This is a genomic window from Streptomyces sp. NPDC001903 (genome assembly GCF_042891345.1).
Taxonomy (GTDB): Bacteria; Actinomycetota; Actinomycetes; order Streptomycetales; family Streptomycetaceae; genus Streptomyces.
Genome location: NZ_JBIASZ010000016.1, coordinates 201,817 through 218,206, shown reverse-complemented (window position 1 = coordinate 218,206; position 16,390 = coordinate 201,817). Strand labels below are relative to the sequence as shown.

At 73.7% G+C, this 16,390-nt stretch carries 16 protein-coding genes; 9 read left to right on the top strand and 7 right to left on the bottom strand.

What is annotated here, in order from left to right:
- Positions 1-110: 110 nt before the first annotated feature.
- Genes ACFYZS_RS30600 through ACFYZS_RS30580 form a run of 5 tightly spaced genes read right to left on the bottom strand, consistent with a single transcriptional unit; the run spans position 111 to position 4,580 of the window.
- Positions 111-1,073: a tyrosine-protein phosphatase gene (locus ACFYZS_RS30600; RefSeq protein WP_389019490.1), complete on the bottom strand. Its 963-nt coding sequence runs from the start codon at positions 1,071-1,073 to the stop codon at positions 111-113.
- A gap of 28 nt (positions 1,074-1,101) precedes the next feature.
- Positions 1,102-2,169: an NAD(P)H-dependent flavin oxidoreductase gene (locus ACFYZS_RS30595; RefSeq protein ID WP_389019487.1), complete on the bottom strand. Its 1,068-nt coding sequence runs from the start codon at positions 2,167-2,169 to the stop codon at positions 1,102-1,104.
- A gap of 4 nt (positions 2,170-2,173) precedes the next feature.
- Complete coding sequence (locus ACFYZS_RS30590) at positions 2,174-2,953, bottom strand: CoA-transferase subunit beta (RefSeq protein ID WP_389019484.1); 780 nt, start codon at positions 2,951-2,953, stop codon at positions 2,174-2,176.
- Positions 2,950-3,801 (bottom strand): CoA transferase subunit A, encoded by an 852-nt coding sequence (locus ACFYZS_RS30585; RefSeq protein WP_389019481.1) that lies wholly within the window; start codon positions 3,799-3,801, stop codon positions 2,950-2,952. The genes ACFYZS_RS30590 and ACFYZS_RS30585 overlap by 4 nt, the downstream gene beginning before the upstream one ends.
- Positions 3,798-4,580: an enoyl-CoA hydratase family protein gene (locus tag ACFYZS_RS30580; RefSeq protein WP_389019478.1), complete on the bottom strand. Its 783-nt coding sequence runs from the start codon at positions 4,578-4,580 to the stop codon at positions 3,798-3,800. The genes ACFYZS_RS30585 and ACFYZS_RS30580 overlap by 4 nt, the downstream gene beginning before the upstream one ends.
- A 56-nt stretch (positions 4,581-4,636) precedes the next feature.
- Here ACFYZS_RS30580 and ACFYZS_RS30575 point away from each other — a divergent pair, with 56 nt between their 5' ends.
- From ACFYZS_RS30575 to ACFYZS_RS30565, 3 genes are read left to right on the top strand one after another with little or no spacing between them, the layout of a single operon-like run.
- Positions 4,637-5,401, top strand: a complete 765-nt coding sequence (locus ACFYZS_RS30575) for an SDR family oxidoreductase (protein ID WP_389019475.1) — start codon at positions 4,637-4,639, stop codon at positions 5,399-5,401.
- A gap of 1 nt (position 5,402) precedes the next feature.
- Positions 5,403-6,311, top strand: a complete 909-nt coding sequence (locus ACFYZS_RS30570; protein ID WP_389019472.1) for an SDR family oxidoreductase — start codon at positions 5,403-5,405, stop codon at positions 6,309-6,311.
- A 49-nt stretch (positions 6,312-6,360) separates the two neighbouring features.
- Entirely contained in the window at positions 6,361-7,146 is a 786-nt protein-coding gene (locus tag ACFYZS_RS30565; protein ID WP_389019469.1) for an NUDIX domain-containing protein, read from the top strand.
- Between the two features lie 29 nt (positions 7,147-7,175).
- On the opposite strand, the gene ACFYZS_RS30560 is transcribed toward ACFYZS_RS30565, so the two are convergent.
- Positions 7,176-7,658 carry a MarR family winged helix-turn-helix transcriptional regulator gene (locus ACFYZS_RS30560; protein WP_389019466.1) on the bottom strand — a complete coding sequence of 161 codons (483 nt, stop codon included), beginning with the start codon at positions 7,656-7,658 and terminating at the stop codon, positions 7,176-7,178.
- A gap of 109 nt (positions 7,659-7,767) precedes the next feature.
- Here ACFYZS_RS30560 and ACFYZS_RS30555 point away from each other — a divergent pair, with 109 nt between their 5' ends.
- The gene (locus ACFYZS_RS30555; RefSeq protein ID WP_389019463.1) at positions 7,768-9,243 is read left to right on the top strand and encodes an MFS transporter; all 1,476 of its coding nucleotides are present in this window, start codon (positions 7,768-7,770) and stop codon (positions 9,241-9,243) included.
- Between the two features lie 190 nt (positions 9,244-9,433).
- On the opposite strand, the gene ACFYZS_RS30550 is transcribed toward ACFYZS_RS30555, so the two are convergent.
- On the bottom strand, positions 9,434-10,324 hold the full coding sequence (locus ACFYZS_RS30550) for a hypothetical protein (protein WP_389019460.1): 891 nt from the start codon (positions 10,322-10,324) through the stop codon (positions 9,434-9,436).
- A gap of 98 nt (positions 10,325-10,422) precedes the next feature.
- Here ACFYZS_RS30550 and ACFYZS_RS30545 point away from each other — a divergent pair, with 98 nt between their 5' ends.
- From ACFYZS_RS30545 to pepN, 5 genes are all read left to right on the top strand, one after another.
- Positions 10,423-11,241 carry a serine protease gene (locus tag ACFYZS_RS30545; RefSeq protein ID WP_389019457.1) on the top strand — a complete coding sequence of 273 codons (819 nt, stop codon included), beginning with the start codon at positions 10,423-10,425 and terminating at the stop codon, positions 11,239-11,241.
- A gap of 196 nt (positions 11,242-11,437) precedes the next feature.
- Complete coding sequence (locus ACFYZS_RS30540; RefSeq protein WP_389019454.1) at positions 11,438-12,094, top strand: response regulator; 657 nt, start codon at positions 11,438-11,440, stop codon at positions 12,092-12,094.
- Positions 12,091-13,260 carry a sensor histidine kinase gene (locus tag ACFYZS_RS30535; RefSeq protein WP_389019450.1) on the top strand — a complete coding sequence of 390 codons (1,170 nt, stop codon included), beginning with the start codon at positions 12,091-12,093 and terminating at the stop codon, positions 13,258-13,260. The genes ACFYZS_RS30540 and ACFYZS_RS30535 overlap by 4 nt, the downstream gene beginning before the upstream one ends.
- A gap of 70 nt (positions 13,261-13,330) precedes the next feature.
- The gene (locus tag ACFYZS_RS30530) at positions 13,331-13,702 is read left to right on the top strand and encodes a chorismate mutase (RefSeq protein WP_389019447.1); all 372 of its coding nucleotides are present in this window, start codon (positions 13,331-13,333) and stop codon (positions 13,700-13,702) included.
- Between the two features lie 58 nt (positions 13,703-13,760).
- Positions 13,761-16,262: an aminopeptidase N gene (gene pepN / locus ACFYZS_RS30525; RefSeq protein WP_389019444.1), complete on the top strand. Its 2,502-nt coding sequence runs from the start codon at positions 13,761-13,763 to the stop codon at positions 16,260-16,262.
- Positions 16,263-16,390 lie beyond the last annotated feature (128 nt).

The following is a 16,390-nucleotide window of genomic DNA, read 5'->3' as shown; positions in this document are numbered from 1 at the left end:
GCGCGCTCGCCGCGTTGTCGTCGGTCGACGACGCGAGCGTCGCCTCTCTCCTCCGCCTTGCGATCGCACGCACCAGACCCCGCCGGCCCCGCCCTTGCGGGCGGACGAAGCTACTTTGACGACACCCCCTGGCGGACCAGCTTCGTCTGGAGCTTCGCGAGCGTCCGCAGGTCCAGGCCGAGGCCGTCCGTGAGGTAGCCGTAGAAGTCGCCGTAGTCCGCGGCCAGCTGCGCGGTCGCCGCGTCCAGGTAGTCCTGGCGGACCTCCTGGAGCGGGATCAGCAGGTCCGGGTTCTGCATCCGCCCGGACTGCTTCAGCCCCGCCCGCACCTGGGCGTCGTACGCGGCGCGGAAGGTGTTCGACGCGAGGTAGTCGGCGGTGGCCGTGTCCTCGGGGACGGCCAGCGCGCGCAGCAGGACGTAACTCATCCAGCCGGTCCGGTCCTTGCCCGAGGTGCAGTGGTACAGGAGCGGGCCCTGGCCGCCGTCCGCGATCTCCCGCAGCGTCGTCGCGAACTGCGCCCGGTTCTCGGGGCTGGTCACGAAGGTGCGGTAGATGTCGCGCATGTAGGCCTCGGCGCGGCCGCCGCCGAGCATCCGCTCCTGCGTGGCGGGGTCTGCGCTGGATATCGCGCCGAGGAGGGTTGCGTACAGCCCGAGGTCGCTGACGGGGCGGGAGGTGGCGGCGAGCCCGGCGGGCAGCCGGTCGGCGCCGTCGTACTGGACCTCCATGGGGATGCGGAAGTCGACGACCTTCCCCAGGCCGAGACCGGAGAGGGCGGTGACGTCCGCCGGGGTGAGCTTGCCGAGCGCGTCGGAGCGGTAGACCAGGCCCTGGCGGACCCGGCCGCCGGTCCAGGTCCGGTAGCCGCCCAGGTCGCGGACGTTGACCGCGCCCTGGAGGGGGATTTGGCGAATCGTTTCCGCCTGCTGCTGGTACCGGCCGGCGGTGGTGGCGGTGGCGGTGGCGGTCGTGCTGGGCGCCGGCGCGGCGTGCGCCGCGGCGGGCAGGGTCCCGATGGCGAGGGCGGACGCGAGCACCGCGATCGCCGGTCGGATTCGGGCACGGCTCATCTGGCTGCTCCTGCAACGGAGAAGGAGGTCACCCTGGTGGTGGCAGGGCGTCGAGCGACTGCAGGTGTGCGAGCACACCGTGTGCCTCGGCCATGACGCGGGCGACGAGCTCCGCACAGGACGGGAGGTCGTCGATCACCCCCGCGACCTGGCCCGATGCCATGACGCCGAGGTCCGTACGGCCCTCGACCATGGACGCCTTGAGGAGCATGGGGGTGTTCGCGGCGAGCAGGACCTGGCTCCAGGACAGGTCCTTGCCGTGTTTCATCGCCAGGCCGTCACGGACCATCTGCGGCCAGGACAGCCCCGACAGCTTGCGGAAGGCGGCCGCGTGCCGGACCGCCCGGGCCAGGGCCCGCGTACGGCCCGCCCGCTCCAGGGAGGCGACGAGCTCGGTGCGGAGCATCCGGTGCGGCAGCCCGTCGACGGCCGTGGTGAGCGTGACGTCCTTGACCCCGGCGGCCAGGTACCGGGCCTTGACCGCGTCGGGGACGGTGGAGTCCGAGGTCAGCAGGAAGCGGGTGCCCATGGCGATGCCCGCGGCCCCGTACGACAGGGCGGCGACCAGTCCGCGGCCGTCGTGGAAGCCGCCCGCCGCGACCACCGGGATGTCCACCGCGTCGACCACCTGGGGCAGCAGCACCGTCGTGGCCACGTCCCCGGTGTGCCCGCCGCCCTCACCGCCCTGCACGATCACCGCGTCGGCGCCCCACGCCGCGACCTTCTCGGCGTGCCGGCGGGCCCCGATCGAGGGGATCACCACCACGCCCGCGTCCTTGAGCCGGGCGATCAGCTCCTTCGACGGGGCGAGCGCGAACGAGGCCACCCGCACCCCCTCGTCGATGATCAACCGGACCCGCTCGGCCGCGTCCCCCGCGTCCGCGCGCAGGTTCACCCCGAACGGGGCGTCCGTACGGGAGCGGACCTCGCGGACCGCCGCGCGCAGCTCGTCCACGGTCATCGTCGCCGAGGCCAGGATGCCCAGGGCGCCCGCGTCGGCGGCCGCCGAGACCAGCCGGGGGCCCGCCACCCAGCCCATGCCCGTCTGCACGATCGGGTGCCGGACCCCGACCAGCTCGGTGAATGCCGTCTGCATCGCCTCAGGCCCGCACTTCCCGGTCGCGCAGCCCCTTCGGGTCGATCACCTCGCGGATCAGCCGCAGCTCCTCGGCGCTCGGCTCCCGCGTGTACGGAACCTCGCCGGTGACCGCGAGGGCGAACCCGGTGGCGGCCCGCACCTGTTCGACGGTGACGCCGGGGTGGACGCAGGCCAGGCGCATCGTGTGGTCCGGGCCGGCGAAATCGAAGACGCCGAGGTCGCTGACCACCCGCGGGAGCCGGTGGAAGCGGGTCACCCCGGCCGCTTCCGCCCGGTCGTGGCCCACCCCGCTCACCATGTCCACCCGCTCGACGAACACCCGCGGCGAATGCCTCGGGATCCAGTAGCTGACCGGATTGTTGAGCGTGTTGACGGGCGCTCCGCGCACCCCGAGGAGCTGGCGGGCCGGCCGGGCCCAGTCGCCGATGCAGGAGATGTTCTGGTTGCCGAAGCGGTCGATCTGGCTGGCGCCCATCATCACGTGCCGCCGCCCGCCGGTGACCATCGTCAGGTGGCGCCGGTACGGGAGCCAGCCCTCCGTCTCCCCGTCGAGACCGACGAGCATCGCTTCGCCGTCGGTCAGCAGGAGGTCGGGGGAGAAGGTCCGCTTCGCCAGCCGGGCCCCGAAGGACGGGATCAGGCCCATCGGACTGGCGAGCACCTCCCCGTTTCCGCGCCAGGCCTCAGCGCAGGCGATCACGCAGTACTCCGCCCGGGAGACGCCCGTCGCCGTGCCGCCCGTGCTGTCCGCCGTGCCGCCGGCCGTGCTCGATGCGCTCACCGCTGCTCCTCGTGCCAGGCCCGGACGGCCGACTGGTAGGCGTGCTCGCTGCCGCCGGAGAGGAAGCGGGCGGAGAACTCCGGCCAGGGGGTGGCCGCGTACAGCTTCTGGAAGGCCTCGTCGCGCCCGTAGTCGGGGGCGCAGGAGGTGAAGTGCGCGCCGTTCGGGGTCTCGACGACGCCCGTGACGGAGTGCCGGCTGACCAGCAGGGACTGCGGGGGCCCGGCCTTGGAGAGCTCGGCGGTCTCCACGAGCTGCTCGCAGGAGACGTACGCGGCGTCGGCGGCCTCGCAGAACAGGTCGTCGAAGTAGGGGTCCGGGCCCAGGTACTGGGCGTTGCCGAGGCGGTCGGCCCGGTTCAGGTGGACGAGGGCGGCGTCCATGCGCAGGGCGGGGACGGCGACGAACTCCTCCCCGTCGGCATAGGGGGAGGTGACGGTCCGCAGCTCCGGGTTGACCCGCATGACGTCGGAGCCGAGGCCGGCCCGGACGGGGAGGAAGGGCAGCCGGTTGGCGGCGGCGTGCAGGCCCCACATGAACATGGCCTCGTCGTACTCGGTGAGGGTGAAGGCGCCGCTCTCGCGGGCGGCCCGGAAGTGCGGCTCCAGCGGGATCGAGTCGAGGGTGGCGAAGGGGGCGATCAGCCGGCGGATCCGGCCGGCGGCCGCGAGCACGCCGACGTCGGGGCCGCCGTACGCGACCACGGTGAGATCGGTGATCTCACTGCGGAGCAGTGCCCGCACCAGGGCCATGGGCTTGCGCCGCGACCCCCAGCCGCCGATGCCGAGGGTCATCCCGCTGCGCAGCCGCCCGACCACCTCGTCGGGGGTCATCGTCTTGTCGGTCATGAGCGCTCCTTCCCTGCGGTCGCTCCCGCCGCGGACTGCCCGGACCCTCCGAACGTGTCGCGGACCCGGTCCGCGACACCGCTGAGATTGGCCTCGAAGGTGAACCCCTGCTCGAAGCGGTAGCTGCGCCGTACGTCGACGGGGTCGATGCCGTTGATGGCCGCCTTGGCCAGCCGGATCAGGTAGCCGTCCTTCCGCGCGATCTCCGCGGCCAGCTCCAGCGCCGCGTCCCGCAGCTCCGCGCGCGGCACCACCTTCCACACCGAGCCGTGCGCGTGCAGTTCGGCGGCGGTCGCGGTGCGGGAGGTGTAGTAGAGGGCGCGCATCAGGTGCTGGGGGACCAGGCGGGCCAGGTGGGTGGCGGCTCCCAGCGCGCCCCGGTCGAGCTCGGGGAGCCCGAAGACCGCGTCCTCACTGGCCACGATCGCGTCGGCGTTCCCGACGAGGCCGATGCCGCCGCCCAGGCAGAACCCGTGCACGGCCGCGACGACGGGCACCTCGCAGTCGTACACGGCGGCGAACGCCTCGTAGCAGCCGCGGTTGGCGCCGATGAGGGCGCCGTGGCCGGTGTCGCGCTGCATCTCCTTGATGTCGACGCCGGCGTTGAAGCCGCGGCCCTCGGCGGCCAGGACCACGCACCGGGTCGCGGGGTCGCGGCCGGCGGCGCGCAGGGCGTCGGCGAGCTCGTACCAGCCCTGTACGGGAAGGGCGTTGACGGGCGGGAAGTCGACCGTGACCAGTGCGACGCCCTTGTCGGGGCTTGAGGTGGAGACACCCATGAGAGGATCAGCTACCTTTCCACCAAACATTTGTTAGGTGAGGAAGGTAGCAGCCCATGGAGCTCGACGGGAGGGTTGTCGTCGTCACCGGCGGAACCCGCGGGGTCGGTGCCGGCATCGCCCGGTCGTTCCTCGAAGCGGGCGCGGAGGTCGTCGTCTGCGCCCGCCGCCCACCGCCCGAGCCGGTGTCCGCGGACGGCCGCACGGCCTCGTTCGCCGCGCTGGACCTGCGCGATCCGGCCGCGGTCGGGGAGTTCTTCGGGGCGGTCGAGCAGCGGCACGGGCGGCTCGACTGCCTGGTCAACAACGCGGGCGGCACCCCGTACCGGCTGCTGGGGGAGGGCGAGGCGGAGCGGCACGCACGGGTGGTCGGGCTGAACCTGATCGCGCCCATGACGGCCTCGCTTGCGGCCTACCCGCGGCTGCGCGAGACGCGGGGCTCGGTGGTGATGATCGGCAGCATCAGCGGGACCCGGCCTTCGCCCGGGACCGCGGCCTACGGGGCGGCGAAGGCCGGGCTGGAGAACCTGGCCCGTTCCATGGCCGTGGAGTGGGCGCCCGAGGTACGGGTGAACTCCCTGGTCCTGGGCATGGTGCGGACCGAGCTCGCGCACCTGCACTACGGGGACGAGGCGGGGATCGCGGCCGTCGGGGCGACAGTTCCGCTGGGCAGGCTGGCGGAGCCCTCGGACATCGGGGCCGCGGCGGTGTTTCTTGCCTCGGGCCGGGCGGGGTATGTCAGCGGGGCGAGCCTGCTCGTGCACGGCGGCGGGGAGCGCCCGGCATTTCTGGATGCGGCAACGGTCAACAAGGAGAGTTGAGATGGGACTTGCCGAGGGTCGAGTGGTCATCGTGACGGGCGCGGGACGGGGGCTGGGCAGGGCCCACGCGCTGGCCTTCGCGGCCGAGGGGGCCAAGGTCGTGGTCAACGACCTCGGGGTGGGCCTGGACGGGGAGCCGGGGGAGGACAGCCCGGCCGGTCAGGTGGTCGCGGAGATCCGGGCGCAGGGCGGCCAGGCGGTGGCGCACGGCAAGGACATCGCCTCCCCGGAGGGCGCGTCCTCGCTGGTCGGGGCGGCGCTCTCGGCGTTCGGCCGGCTGGACACCCTGGTCAACAACGCCGGGTTCCTGCGGGACCGGATGCTGGTGAACCTGGAGGAGGCGGACTGGGACGCGGTCATGCGGGTGCACCTGAAGGGCCACTTCCTGCCGCTGAAGTACGCGGCGGCGCACTGGCGCGCGGAGGCGAAGGCGGGCCGGGCCGTGGCGGCGCGGGTGGTCAACACCTCCTCGGGGGCGGGCCTGCTGGGCTCCGTCGGGCAGGGCAACTACAGCGCGGCGAAGGCCGGCATCCTCGGCATGACGCTGGTCGCGGCGGCCGAGATGGGCCGGTACGGGGTCCAGGTCAACGCGATCGCCCCGGCGGCGCGGACGCGGATGACGGAGCAGACGTTCGCGGAGACGATGGCGGAGCCGGGCGCGGGCGCTTTCGACGCGATGGCCCCGGAGAACGTGTCGCCGCTGGTGGTGTGGCTGGGCTCGGACGCCTCGGCGGGGGTCACGGGCAGGGTCTTCGAGGCGGAGGGGGGCAGGATCACGGTGATGGAGGGCTGGCGCCCGGGCCCGACCGCGGACCGCGGAGCCCGCTGGACCCCGGCGGAGGCGGGCGAGGCGGCGACGAAACTCCTCGCGGAGTCCGAACCCCCGCACCCGGTCTACGGGGCGCAGTAGCGGGCCGCGGGGCTGGCCGGGGCGGTGGCGGTGTGCGTACGCTCGGGCGGTGGACAGCGACCCCCGCACCGTCGGCGTGCGGATCGAGGCGGACGGGCTGCATCTGACGCGGGGCCAGGACGCGGACGGCGTGTACTACGTGCTCCCGGAAGCCGGGACACGGGGGCAGCGGCAGGCGCAGACGCAGGAACAGGCGCAGACGCAGGAACAGACGCAGACGCGGGAACAGGCCGGACCGGGCGTCGGCGCGGCGCCCGCGACCGGCGTCCTGCCGCTGGCCGAAGCCCTGCACGCCCGGATCCGCCCCGTCGGCTCCGCCGAGGCGGTCCTGCGCGGCTGGGCGCAGGGAGCGCCGCCCCCGTACGTGGCGTTCGACGATCCGGCGGCCCGCGCGCCCGTACGGGTCCGCGCCGGCGCGATCGTCATCCGCGAGGGGCGGATCCTGCTCATCCACTTCACCGACGAGGCGTACTACGAGATCCCCGGCGGCGGGGTCGAGGCGGGGGAGAGCCCGCGGGCCGCGGCCGTACGGGAGCTGCGTGAGGAGTCCGGACTGGCCGGCGCGGTGGTCGCCGAGGTCGCCCGGGTCTGGAAGGACGGCCGCCGCGAGCACTACTTCACCCTCGACGCCGAGGGTGAACTCGGCCTGCCCGAGACCCTCGACACCTACGGAGGCATCCCGGTCTGGGTGCCCGTCGCGGACCTGCCGCAGACCCCGGTGTGGCCGCGCCGCCTGGCGTGGCGCATCGCCCACTGGCACCGGACCGGCTGGCCCGCCCGCCCCGCCGAACTGGCCGACTCCATCGGGGACCTGACCGCGCCCTGCCATTGGTGACGGCGCCCGGCCGGGCCCCGCCGGGCGGGTCAGGACTCCGTGAGGCGGGCCGCCGCCCGCAGCTGGCGGGTGTTGGAGCCGCGGAGGAAGCGGATCACCGTTTCCAGTTCCGCCGTCGTGAACTCGTCGCACAGCTCCGCCACTTCGCGGGCCCAGTCGTCGAACACCGGCCGGATCTCCTCCAGCCGCTCCGGCAGGGCCTCCACCAGGACCCGCCGCTTGTCCGTCGGGTGCTTGACCCGGCGGACGCAGCCCTTGCGCTCCAGCCGGTCGACCAGGCCCGTCACCGAGGCCGGGGCCAGCCCCGAGTGCTGGGACAGCTCCTTCGCCGTGAGTGGCCCGCGCCGCATGAGCAGGTCCAGGGTCTTCGTCTCGGTCGCGCTGAGGCCCTGCTTCGCCGCCGCCGCCTCGTGGAAGACCACGGTCGCGGCGCTCGTCTCCCGGCCCGTGCGGTTCAGCTCGGCCAGCACCGCTTCCCGGCGGGGGTCCTTCTCGTCGGCCATGTCGGTCATGCACCCACCGTACCAAGTATTTAGTTCGTGCGAACGAAAGACTTGTGATCTCGCGCGCCTCCGTGCCAGTCTTTCGTTCGTCCGAACGAAATATCTGTGGAGGTCCGCCATGAGCGCGCCCGCGCCCGCCCCGCCCCTGCCCCCGAACCCGGCTCCGGTCCCCCATCCGCGCCGCTGGGCCGCCGCCGCCGTCATGATGGTCGCCGCGCTCATGGACCTGCTCGACGTGACCGTCGTCAACGTCGCCATCCCCTCCATCGGCCGGGACCTGCACGCCTCGCAGAGCGCCCTCCAGTGGCTCGTCTCCGCCTACCTCCTCGGCTTCGCCGCCACCCTGATCGTCTCCGGGCACCTCGGCGACCGGTACGGCCGCAAGGCCCTCTTCCTCGCCGGAACCGCCGGCTTCGGCCTCGCCAGCCTCGGCTGCGGCCTCGCCCAGAGCCCCGGCCAACTGATCGCCGCCCGCGCCGTGCAGGGGGTCATGGCCGCCCTGCTGATGCCCCAGGTGCTCGGCTCGTTCCGCACCCTCTTCCAGGGCAAGGAGCGCGGCTCCGTCTTCGGGGTGTACGGGGCCGTCGGAGGCTTCGCCTCCGCCGTCGGACTGCTGCTCGGCGGCCTGCTCACCGACGCCGACCCGTTCGGCTGGGGCTGGCGGTCCATCTTCCTCGTCAACGTGCCGGTCGCCGTGGCCGCCTGCCTGGCCGGAGCCGCCCTCGTCCCCGCCACCCGCGAGCGCGGCGCCGGCCGGCCCGATCTGGCCGGCAGCCTCGTCCTGGCCGCCGCGCTGAGCGCCATCGTGCTGCCGCTCGTCCAGGGGGAGGCGAACGGCTGGCCGCTGTGGGGCTGGCTGTGCCTGGGCGCCGGGGTCCTCGCCGTCGTCGGCCTCGGCGCCCTCGAAGCCCGCCGCCGCGGGACGGCGACCGTGCCGCTGCTGCCCGCGCGCGCCTTCCGGCTGCCCGCCTTCTCCATCGGCCTCGCCGTCCAACTGCTGTTCGCCGTCGGCATGCAGGGCTTCTTCCTGGTCTTCGCGATCTGGCTCCAGGGCGGCGAGGGCTACACCCCGATGCAGGCGGGCGTGCTCACCGTCGCCTTCTCCGTCGGCGGCTTCCTGACGGCCCCCGCCGCCGACTCCCTCGCCGTCCGCTTCGGCCGCCTCGTCCTCACCGGCGGCGCGCTGCTGATGGCGGGCGGGTTCGCCGGTGTCTGGTACGCCGCTTCCGCGGCCCGCGCCGCGCACACCGGGGCGTGGCCGCTCGTCCCGGGGCTGCTCGTCGCCGGCGCCGGGCTCGGCTTCCTGGTCGTGCCGCTGGTGAACGTCGTGCTGTCCGCCGTCCCCGCCGACATCGCGGGCGGGGCCTCCGGGATCTTCTCCACCGCCCAGCAGTTCGGCGGAGCGCTGGGCGCGGCCGTCATCGGCAGCGTTTTCTTCGGCGCCCTCGCGAACGGCGGCCCCACGCACGCACTGACCACCGCGATGCCCTGGGTGAGCGCCGGCTTCCTGCTCAGCGCGGTGCTCTGCTTGGCCCTGCCGCGCACGGCGGTGTCCCCCGAACCGGCTCCGGCCGCCGAGCCGGTGACGGCGTGAGGGGTCCTCGGTGACGGGCGCGGGGGGCCGTGACGCAGGAACGGCCCCGGCCCCCTGGCGGGGGGGTCGGGGCCGGATCCTTCACTCGTGCGATGGGATATGACTACCCATGCCGGCCGCGGTTTGAACCGCTCTCAACGCGACAACTTGTCCGTCATCCGCCCCGCGTCCGCCGGGCCCCGGCCCCCGGTCAGGTGTCGCAGTCCAGCACCGTGCGGCACAGCCCGCACCGGGCCCGCACCGGCCCGCGCACCGGCAGCCGCAGGCGCTGCCCGCACACCGGGCACGGGAAGCCCACCCGCACACCCCCCGCCGGGTCCGGATCGAAGCGGTACGGGGCCCCCGGCGCGGCGGTGCCCGCCCGCCGGTCCCGGGCGTAGCGGCGCCGCCCGGCCCGGTCCGCGGCCGCCAGGGGGGCCCGGCGCAGCTCCCGCTCGGCGAGCGCGCGGCCGCGCAGGTACGCCTCGTACGCCTGCGGGCTGGTGAACCAGGGGGACGGGTCCTCGCCCAGCAGCAGGGCGCGCCGGGCGAGGACGTAGCCGAACTCCTCGGGGGTGAGGTAGCCGAGCTTCTGGTGGGTCAGCTCGTCCTCCCGGTAGGCGTCGAGGAGCAGCCAGCCGGTCCCGAGGTAGGCGGCGGCGGTGTCGGTGAGGATCTCGTTGTCGGCGGTGGCCGGGAAGCGCAGGTCGAGCCGGTGCAGGAGGACGTGCGTGACCTCGTGCGCGAGGGCGGCCGCCAGATCGCGGCGGTGGGTGCGGAAGCGGTCGTTGGCCTCGATGAAGTACTCGGGCCCCGCGGTCAGTTCGACGGTGGCCGCTTCCTCCATCGTCCGGAAGCAGACGACCATCCGGGCGTCGGGCAGCCGCAGCGCGCGCACGATCGCGGCGGCCACGCGGTGCGCGCCGAGGTGGAGGTCCTCGTCGGCCGCGAAGGCGGCGTCGGCGGGGGAGAAGCTCGTGCCGTAGGACCGGATCCCCTCGTACGAGAGCCGTCGGAACAGGGCCGTGATCGCGGTGCGGACGGTGTCGAGATGCGGAAATCCGTGCTCCACGGGGCTGGTGCGCCGACCGTTTCGCGTCATGCCGGCCCCCGCACCGCGCGGCGCCGCACAGGTTGTCCGAAAACGCCTTCTTGATGCCCGGCGAGTGACGGGTGTGACATGTACGTGTCATTCACCCGATGACGCGCACAGCCCAACCCCCCACGAAAGGCAGTGTGTTGACCGTGTCCACCCTTGCCGCAGTCCTCAAGCGCACCCTCGCCGTCGGCGCGGTGGCGCTCGCCGCCGTCAGCCTCCAGCCCGGTGCGGCCAACGCCTCCCAGGCTCCCGTCGTCGGCGGCACCCGCGCCGCCCAGGGCGAGTTCCCCTTCATGGTCCGCCTCTCCATGGGCTGCGGCGGCGCCCTCTACACCCAGCAGATCGTCCTCACCGCCGCCCACTGCGTGAACGGCTCCGGGAACAACACCTCCATCACCGCCACCGCCGGAGTCGTCGACCTCAACAGCTCCAGCGCGATCAAGGTCAAGTCCACCAAGGTCCTCCAGGCCCCCGGCTACAACGGCAAGGGCAAGGACTGGGCCCTCATCAAGCTCGCCAAGCCGATCAACCTGCCCACCCTCAAGATCGCCGACACCAAGGCCTTCGACAACGGCACCTTCACCGTCGCCGGCTGGGGCGCCACCCGCGAGGGCGGCGGCCAGCAGCGCTACCTGATGAAGGCCACCGTGCCGTTCGTCTCCGACGCCAGCTGTCAGAGCTCGTACGGCAGCGACCTCGTCCCCGGCGAGGAGATCTGCGCCGGACTGCCCCAGGGCGGCGTCGACACCTGCCAGGGCGACTCGGGCGGCCCGATGTTCCGCCGCGACAACAACAACGCCTGGATCCAGGTCGGCATCGTCAGCTGGGGCGAGGGCTGCGCCCGGCCCAACTTCCCCGGCGTCTACACCGAGGTCTCCACCTTCGCCACGGCCATCAAGAACGCGGCCGCGACCCTCTGAGCCCCGCGCTTCGTCCTTCCGGCCGAGCACACCCGGGCCGGAAGGACGAGGCGCCGCCCGCCGTACGTCCGTAAGGTCGGCCGCAGTGGCACACGGCCGGCACCCCGCCGGCCCGGCCCCGCCCGGTTGCGGGCCGACGCACCCGCCGGTCCCATGGAGGGGCACAGGCAGCGGGCGACAGTGGGGCAGGCAGCGCATGGCGATCAGAGTGGTCATCGCCGACGACCAGGAGATGGTCAGGACCGGATTCCGGATGATCCTCGAGAGCCAGCCGGACATCGAGGTCGTCGCCGACGCCCCCGACGGCGAGGCCGCGCTCGCGGCCGTCGCCGCACACCGGCCCGATGTCCTCCTGCTCGACATCCGCATGCCGAAGCTCGACGGCCTCGAAGTCACCCGCCGGCTCGCCGGCCGGGACGGTCCGCGCATCGTGATCGTCACCACCTTCGACCTCGACGAGTACGTCCACTCCGCGCTCCACGGAGGAGCATCGGGCTTCCTCCTGAAAGACGCCAGCCCCGCGATGCTGGTTGAGGCGGTCCGCGCGGCAGCCGTCGGCGACTCCCTCGTCTCTCCCGCCATCACGGTACGGCTGCTGCGCGAAATGGCCCCCCGGGCCACCGCCGCCCACACCGCCCGGCGGCCCTCCGAGCCCCTGACGGAACGCGAACAGGACGTCGTACGGTGCGTGGCCCGCGGCCGGACGAACGCCGAGATCGCGGGGGAGCTGTTCGTCTCCCTGTCCACGGTCAAAACCCACCTGGCCAACGTCCAGACCAAGCTCGACGTCCGCAACCGGGTGGAGATCGCGGCCTGGGCCTGGGAGTCCGGCCTGGTCACGCCCCCGACGTGAGCCCGCTCGCCTCCTGGGCCCGGCGCCATCCCCACACCGCCGACGGGATCCGGCTCACCCTCTCCCTCGTCCTGCTCGCCCTCGTCACCTTCGAGGGCGTGGTCCTCGCCCGCCAGCCCAGCCTCCCGCACGCCGCCGTGTGGATCTCCGGCATCCTCGTCTGCCTCAGCGCGGCGCCCTGGCCCGCCGTCCCCCTCCTCGTCCGCGCCTGGTTCGCCGCCGCCGTCACCTGGACCGTCACCCTCCTGCTGATCTTCGGCAACCACCCCCTCGTCGTCTGGGGCGGCGGCGAGGCCATCGCCCTCCTCGTCCTGCTCTCCCAGGTCCTGCTGCGCGCCCCCGCCCGCACCGCCGCCGTCCTCGGCCCGCTCCTCGGCCTCGGCTGCATGGCCGTGCCCGTCCGCGACACCGACCCCGGCCGCTTCACGCTCCTGTTCTCCGTCCTGGCCGTCGTCGTCGGCGCGTACTCGCTCCTGCTGCGCCTGCAGTCCGTCCAGCGCGTGCGCGAGCTGCGCGCCGTACGCACCGCGGAACGCCTGGAGCTCGCCCGCGAGCTCCACGACCTCGTCGCCCACCACGTCACCGGCATCGTGGTGGAGGCCCGCGCCGCCCGCTTCACGCAGGTCTCCGCCGAACGGGCCGCCGAGATCTTCGGCCGCATCGAAACCGCCGGGGACGAGGCCCTCGGCTCCATGCGCCGCCTCGTCAAGATCCTCCGCGAGAGCGAGGAGCATCCGCCCGGCGCGGGCGGCGGCCGCCCCGGCACCGCCCCCGTCGCCGGCCTCGCCGACATCCGCACGCTCACGGACCGGTTCTCCGCCACCGGCCCGCCCGTCGCCCTGTACGTGGAGGAAGGACTGGCCGACCGGCTCCCCGGCGACGTCGCCGCCACCGCCCACCGCATCGTCCTGGAAGCCCTCACCAACACGGCCAAGCACGCCGCGACCGCCACCGCCGTCCGCGTCGGCCTGCGGACCGTCCCCGCCGGACTGGAGATCCGGATCGCCGACGACGGAGGCCGCCCGGCCCGCCTCTCCGAGACCGCCCGGGGCGGCGGCTACGGCCTCGTCGGCATGGCGGAGCGCGCCGAGGCCCTCGGCGGCTCCCTCACGGCGGGCCCCGCCCCGGAGGGAGGCTGGCTGGTCACGGCCGTCCTGCCGCTCTGAACGGTGTCCTCCGTCTCACGGATCGGCTCGCCGAGGAACCACACGCGCCCGCCACGTATTCTCGGGAACCATGAACAACAGCGCCCCCGACGAAGCCGCCGACGCAGCCACCGCCACCCCCGGCGCCCCCGCCACCCCCGGCGCCGTCGACGAGTCCGTCGCCGCCGAACTGGCCCGCCTGCGCGACAGCATCGACAACATCGACGCGGCCGTGGTCCACATGCTCGCCGAGCGCTTCAAGTGCACCCAGCAGGTCGGCCACCTCAAGGCCAGGCACCAGCTGCCCCCGGCCGACCCGACCCGCGAGGCCAACCAGATCGCCCGCCTGCGCCAGCTCGCCGAGAACGCCAAACTCGACCCCGCGTTCGCCGAGAAGCTCCTCAACTTCATCATCGCCGAGGTCATCCGCCACCACGAGACGATCGCCGCGGGCGAAGAGTAGGCGGGCGGCAGGCGGGTGCCCGACGACCGGGGCCCGCCCGTCGGGCAGCATGGGCCCCATGTCCGCATTGACGCGCAACGAAGCGCAGCTCCGAGCCCGGCTCATCGACGTCCAGTACTACGCCGTCACCCTCGACCTCACCGGCGGCGAAGACACCTTCGAATCCACGACCGCCATCCGGTTCACGGCGCGCACCGCCGCGGACACCTTCGTGGAGCTGAAACCGGACGAACTGCACTGGGCCGAACTCGACGGCAGCCCCCTCGACCCGGCCGGCCTCGAAGACAACCGCCTCCCCCTGACCGGCCTCGGCGAAGGCGCCCACGAACTGCGCATCGCCACCCGCATGCGCTACTCCCGCACCGGCGAGGGCCTGCACCGCTTCACCGACCCCGCGGACGGCGAGGCGTACGTCTACACCCAGATGTTCATGGACGACATCCAGCGCGTCTTCCCGGCCTTCGACCAGCCCGACCTCAAGGCCGTCTTCGAGTTCACCGTCACCGCCCCCGCGCACTGGACCGTCCTCGCCAACGGCATCACCGAGCGCGTCGGCGAGCGCGACGGCGACGGCGCCGGCATCTGGAAGTCCGCCCCCACCCCCGTCATCTCCACCTACCTCGCCGCCGTGGCCGCAGGCCCCTGGCACAGCATCCGCACCGAGCACGCCGGACTGCCCTTCGGCATCCACTGCCGCCGGTCCCTCGCACCGCACCTCGACGCCGACGCCGAGGAAATCCTCTCCATCACCACCGACTGCTACGACCGCTACCACGAGAAGTTCTCCGAGCCCTACCCCTTCGACTCCTACGACCAGGCCTTCGTCCCCGAGTTCAACGCCGGCGCCATGGAGAACCCGGGCCTGGTCACCTTCCGCGACGAGTTCGTCTTCCGCTCCGCCGTCACCGACACCGAACGCCAGACCCGCGCCATGGTCATCGCCCACGAGATGGCCCACATGTGGTTCGGCGACCTCGTCACCCTGCGCTGGTGGGACGACATCTGGCTGAACGAGTCCTTCGCCGAGTACATGGGCTACCAGACCCTCACCGAAGCCACCCGCTTCACCGGCACCTGGACCGAGTTCGGCGTCACCCGCAAGTCCTGGGGCTACGACGCCGACCAGCGGCCCACCACCCACCCCGTCGCCCCCGACCCCGAAGCCGTGCCCGACACGGCCAGCGCCCTCCTCAACTTCGACGGCATCTCCTACGCCAAGGGCGCCTCCGCGCTGCGCCAACTCGTCGCCTGGCTGGGCGAGAAGGACTTCCTCGCCGGCATCAACACGCACTTCACCCGCCACAAGTTCGCCAACGCCTCCCTGGCCGACTTCGTCGACTCCCTCGCCGCGCACACCGACCGCGACGTCCACGGCTGGGCCGAGATCTGGCTGCGCACCACCGGCATCGACACCCTCACCCCGCGCATCGAGGAGAGCCACGGCGGCTGGACCCTCACCGTCGACCGCCAGGGCACCCGCCCCCACCACATCGGCGTCGGCCTCTTCGACCGCGACCCCGACAACACCCTCGTACCGCGCGAACTCCTCACCCTCGACGTCCCCTCCGACGAGATCGTCTCCGTCAGCGGCGCCCGCCCGGCCCTCCTCGTCCTCAACGACGGAGACTTCGGCTACGCCAAGGTCCGCCTCGACGAGACCTCCGTCGAGACCGCCCTGCGGGGGCTCTCCGCCATCCCCGGCCCGCTCACCCGGGCCGTCGTGTGGAACTCCCTGCGCGACATGGTCCGCGACGGCGAACTGGCACCCGCCGCCTACCTGGCCACCGCGGACGCGCACCTGCCCGAGGAAGCCGACCTGGCCATCGTCCAGGGCGTCCTCGCCTTCGCCCGCCTCCACATCGCCGACCGCTACCTCGCCCCGCAGGAGCGCACCGAGGCCCTCGCCACCCTCACCTCCATCGCCCGCGCCCTGTTGCGGCGCACCGAGGACGGATCCGACCCCGGGCTGCGGCTCGCCGCCGTACGCGCCCTCGTCGACGCCGCCACCCAGCCCGACACCCTCGCCGCCTGGCTCGAGGACGACACCGTGCCCGGCGGCCCCGAACTCGACCCCGAGCTGCGCTGGCGCATCCTCGCCCGGCTGTCCGTCCTCGGCGCCGTCGGGGAGCGCGAGATCGACGCGGCCCTCGCCGCCGACCCCAGCGCCACCGGCGAGGAGGGCGCCGCCCGCTGCCGCGCCGCCCTCCCGACCGCCGAGGCCAAGGCCGCCGCCTGGGAGCGCCTCTTCCACGACGACTCCCTCTCCAACTACCTCTTCAGCGCCACCGCCCAGGGCTTCTGGCAGCCCGAACAGGCCGAGCTCGTACGGGAGTACGTCCCGCGCTTCTACACCGAGGCCATCGCCCTCGGCGCCCGCCGCGGCCCCGCGATCGCCGAAGCCGCGGGCCGCTACGCCTTCCCCGGCCACGCCGTCGACGAGGACAACCTCCGGGCCGGGCACGCCGGCATCGACGACCCGGCCATCGTCCCCGCCCTGCGCCGCAAGCTGGTCGACCAGCTCGACAACCTGGCCCGGGCCCTGCGCGTCCGCTCCGCCTGACGCCGGTCCCGCGCCGCCCTCCCGGCCGTCGCCCCCGCCTCGACACCGTCCTCGACGCCCTGCGCACCGGGGCCGAGGAGCGCGGCGGGCCGATTCCGGCCGGCGGCCCCGACGCCCTCGCGGCCCAG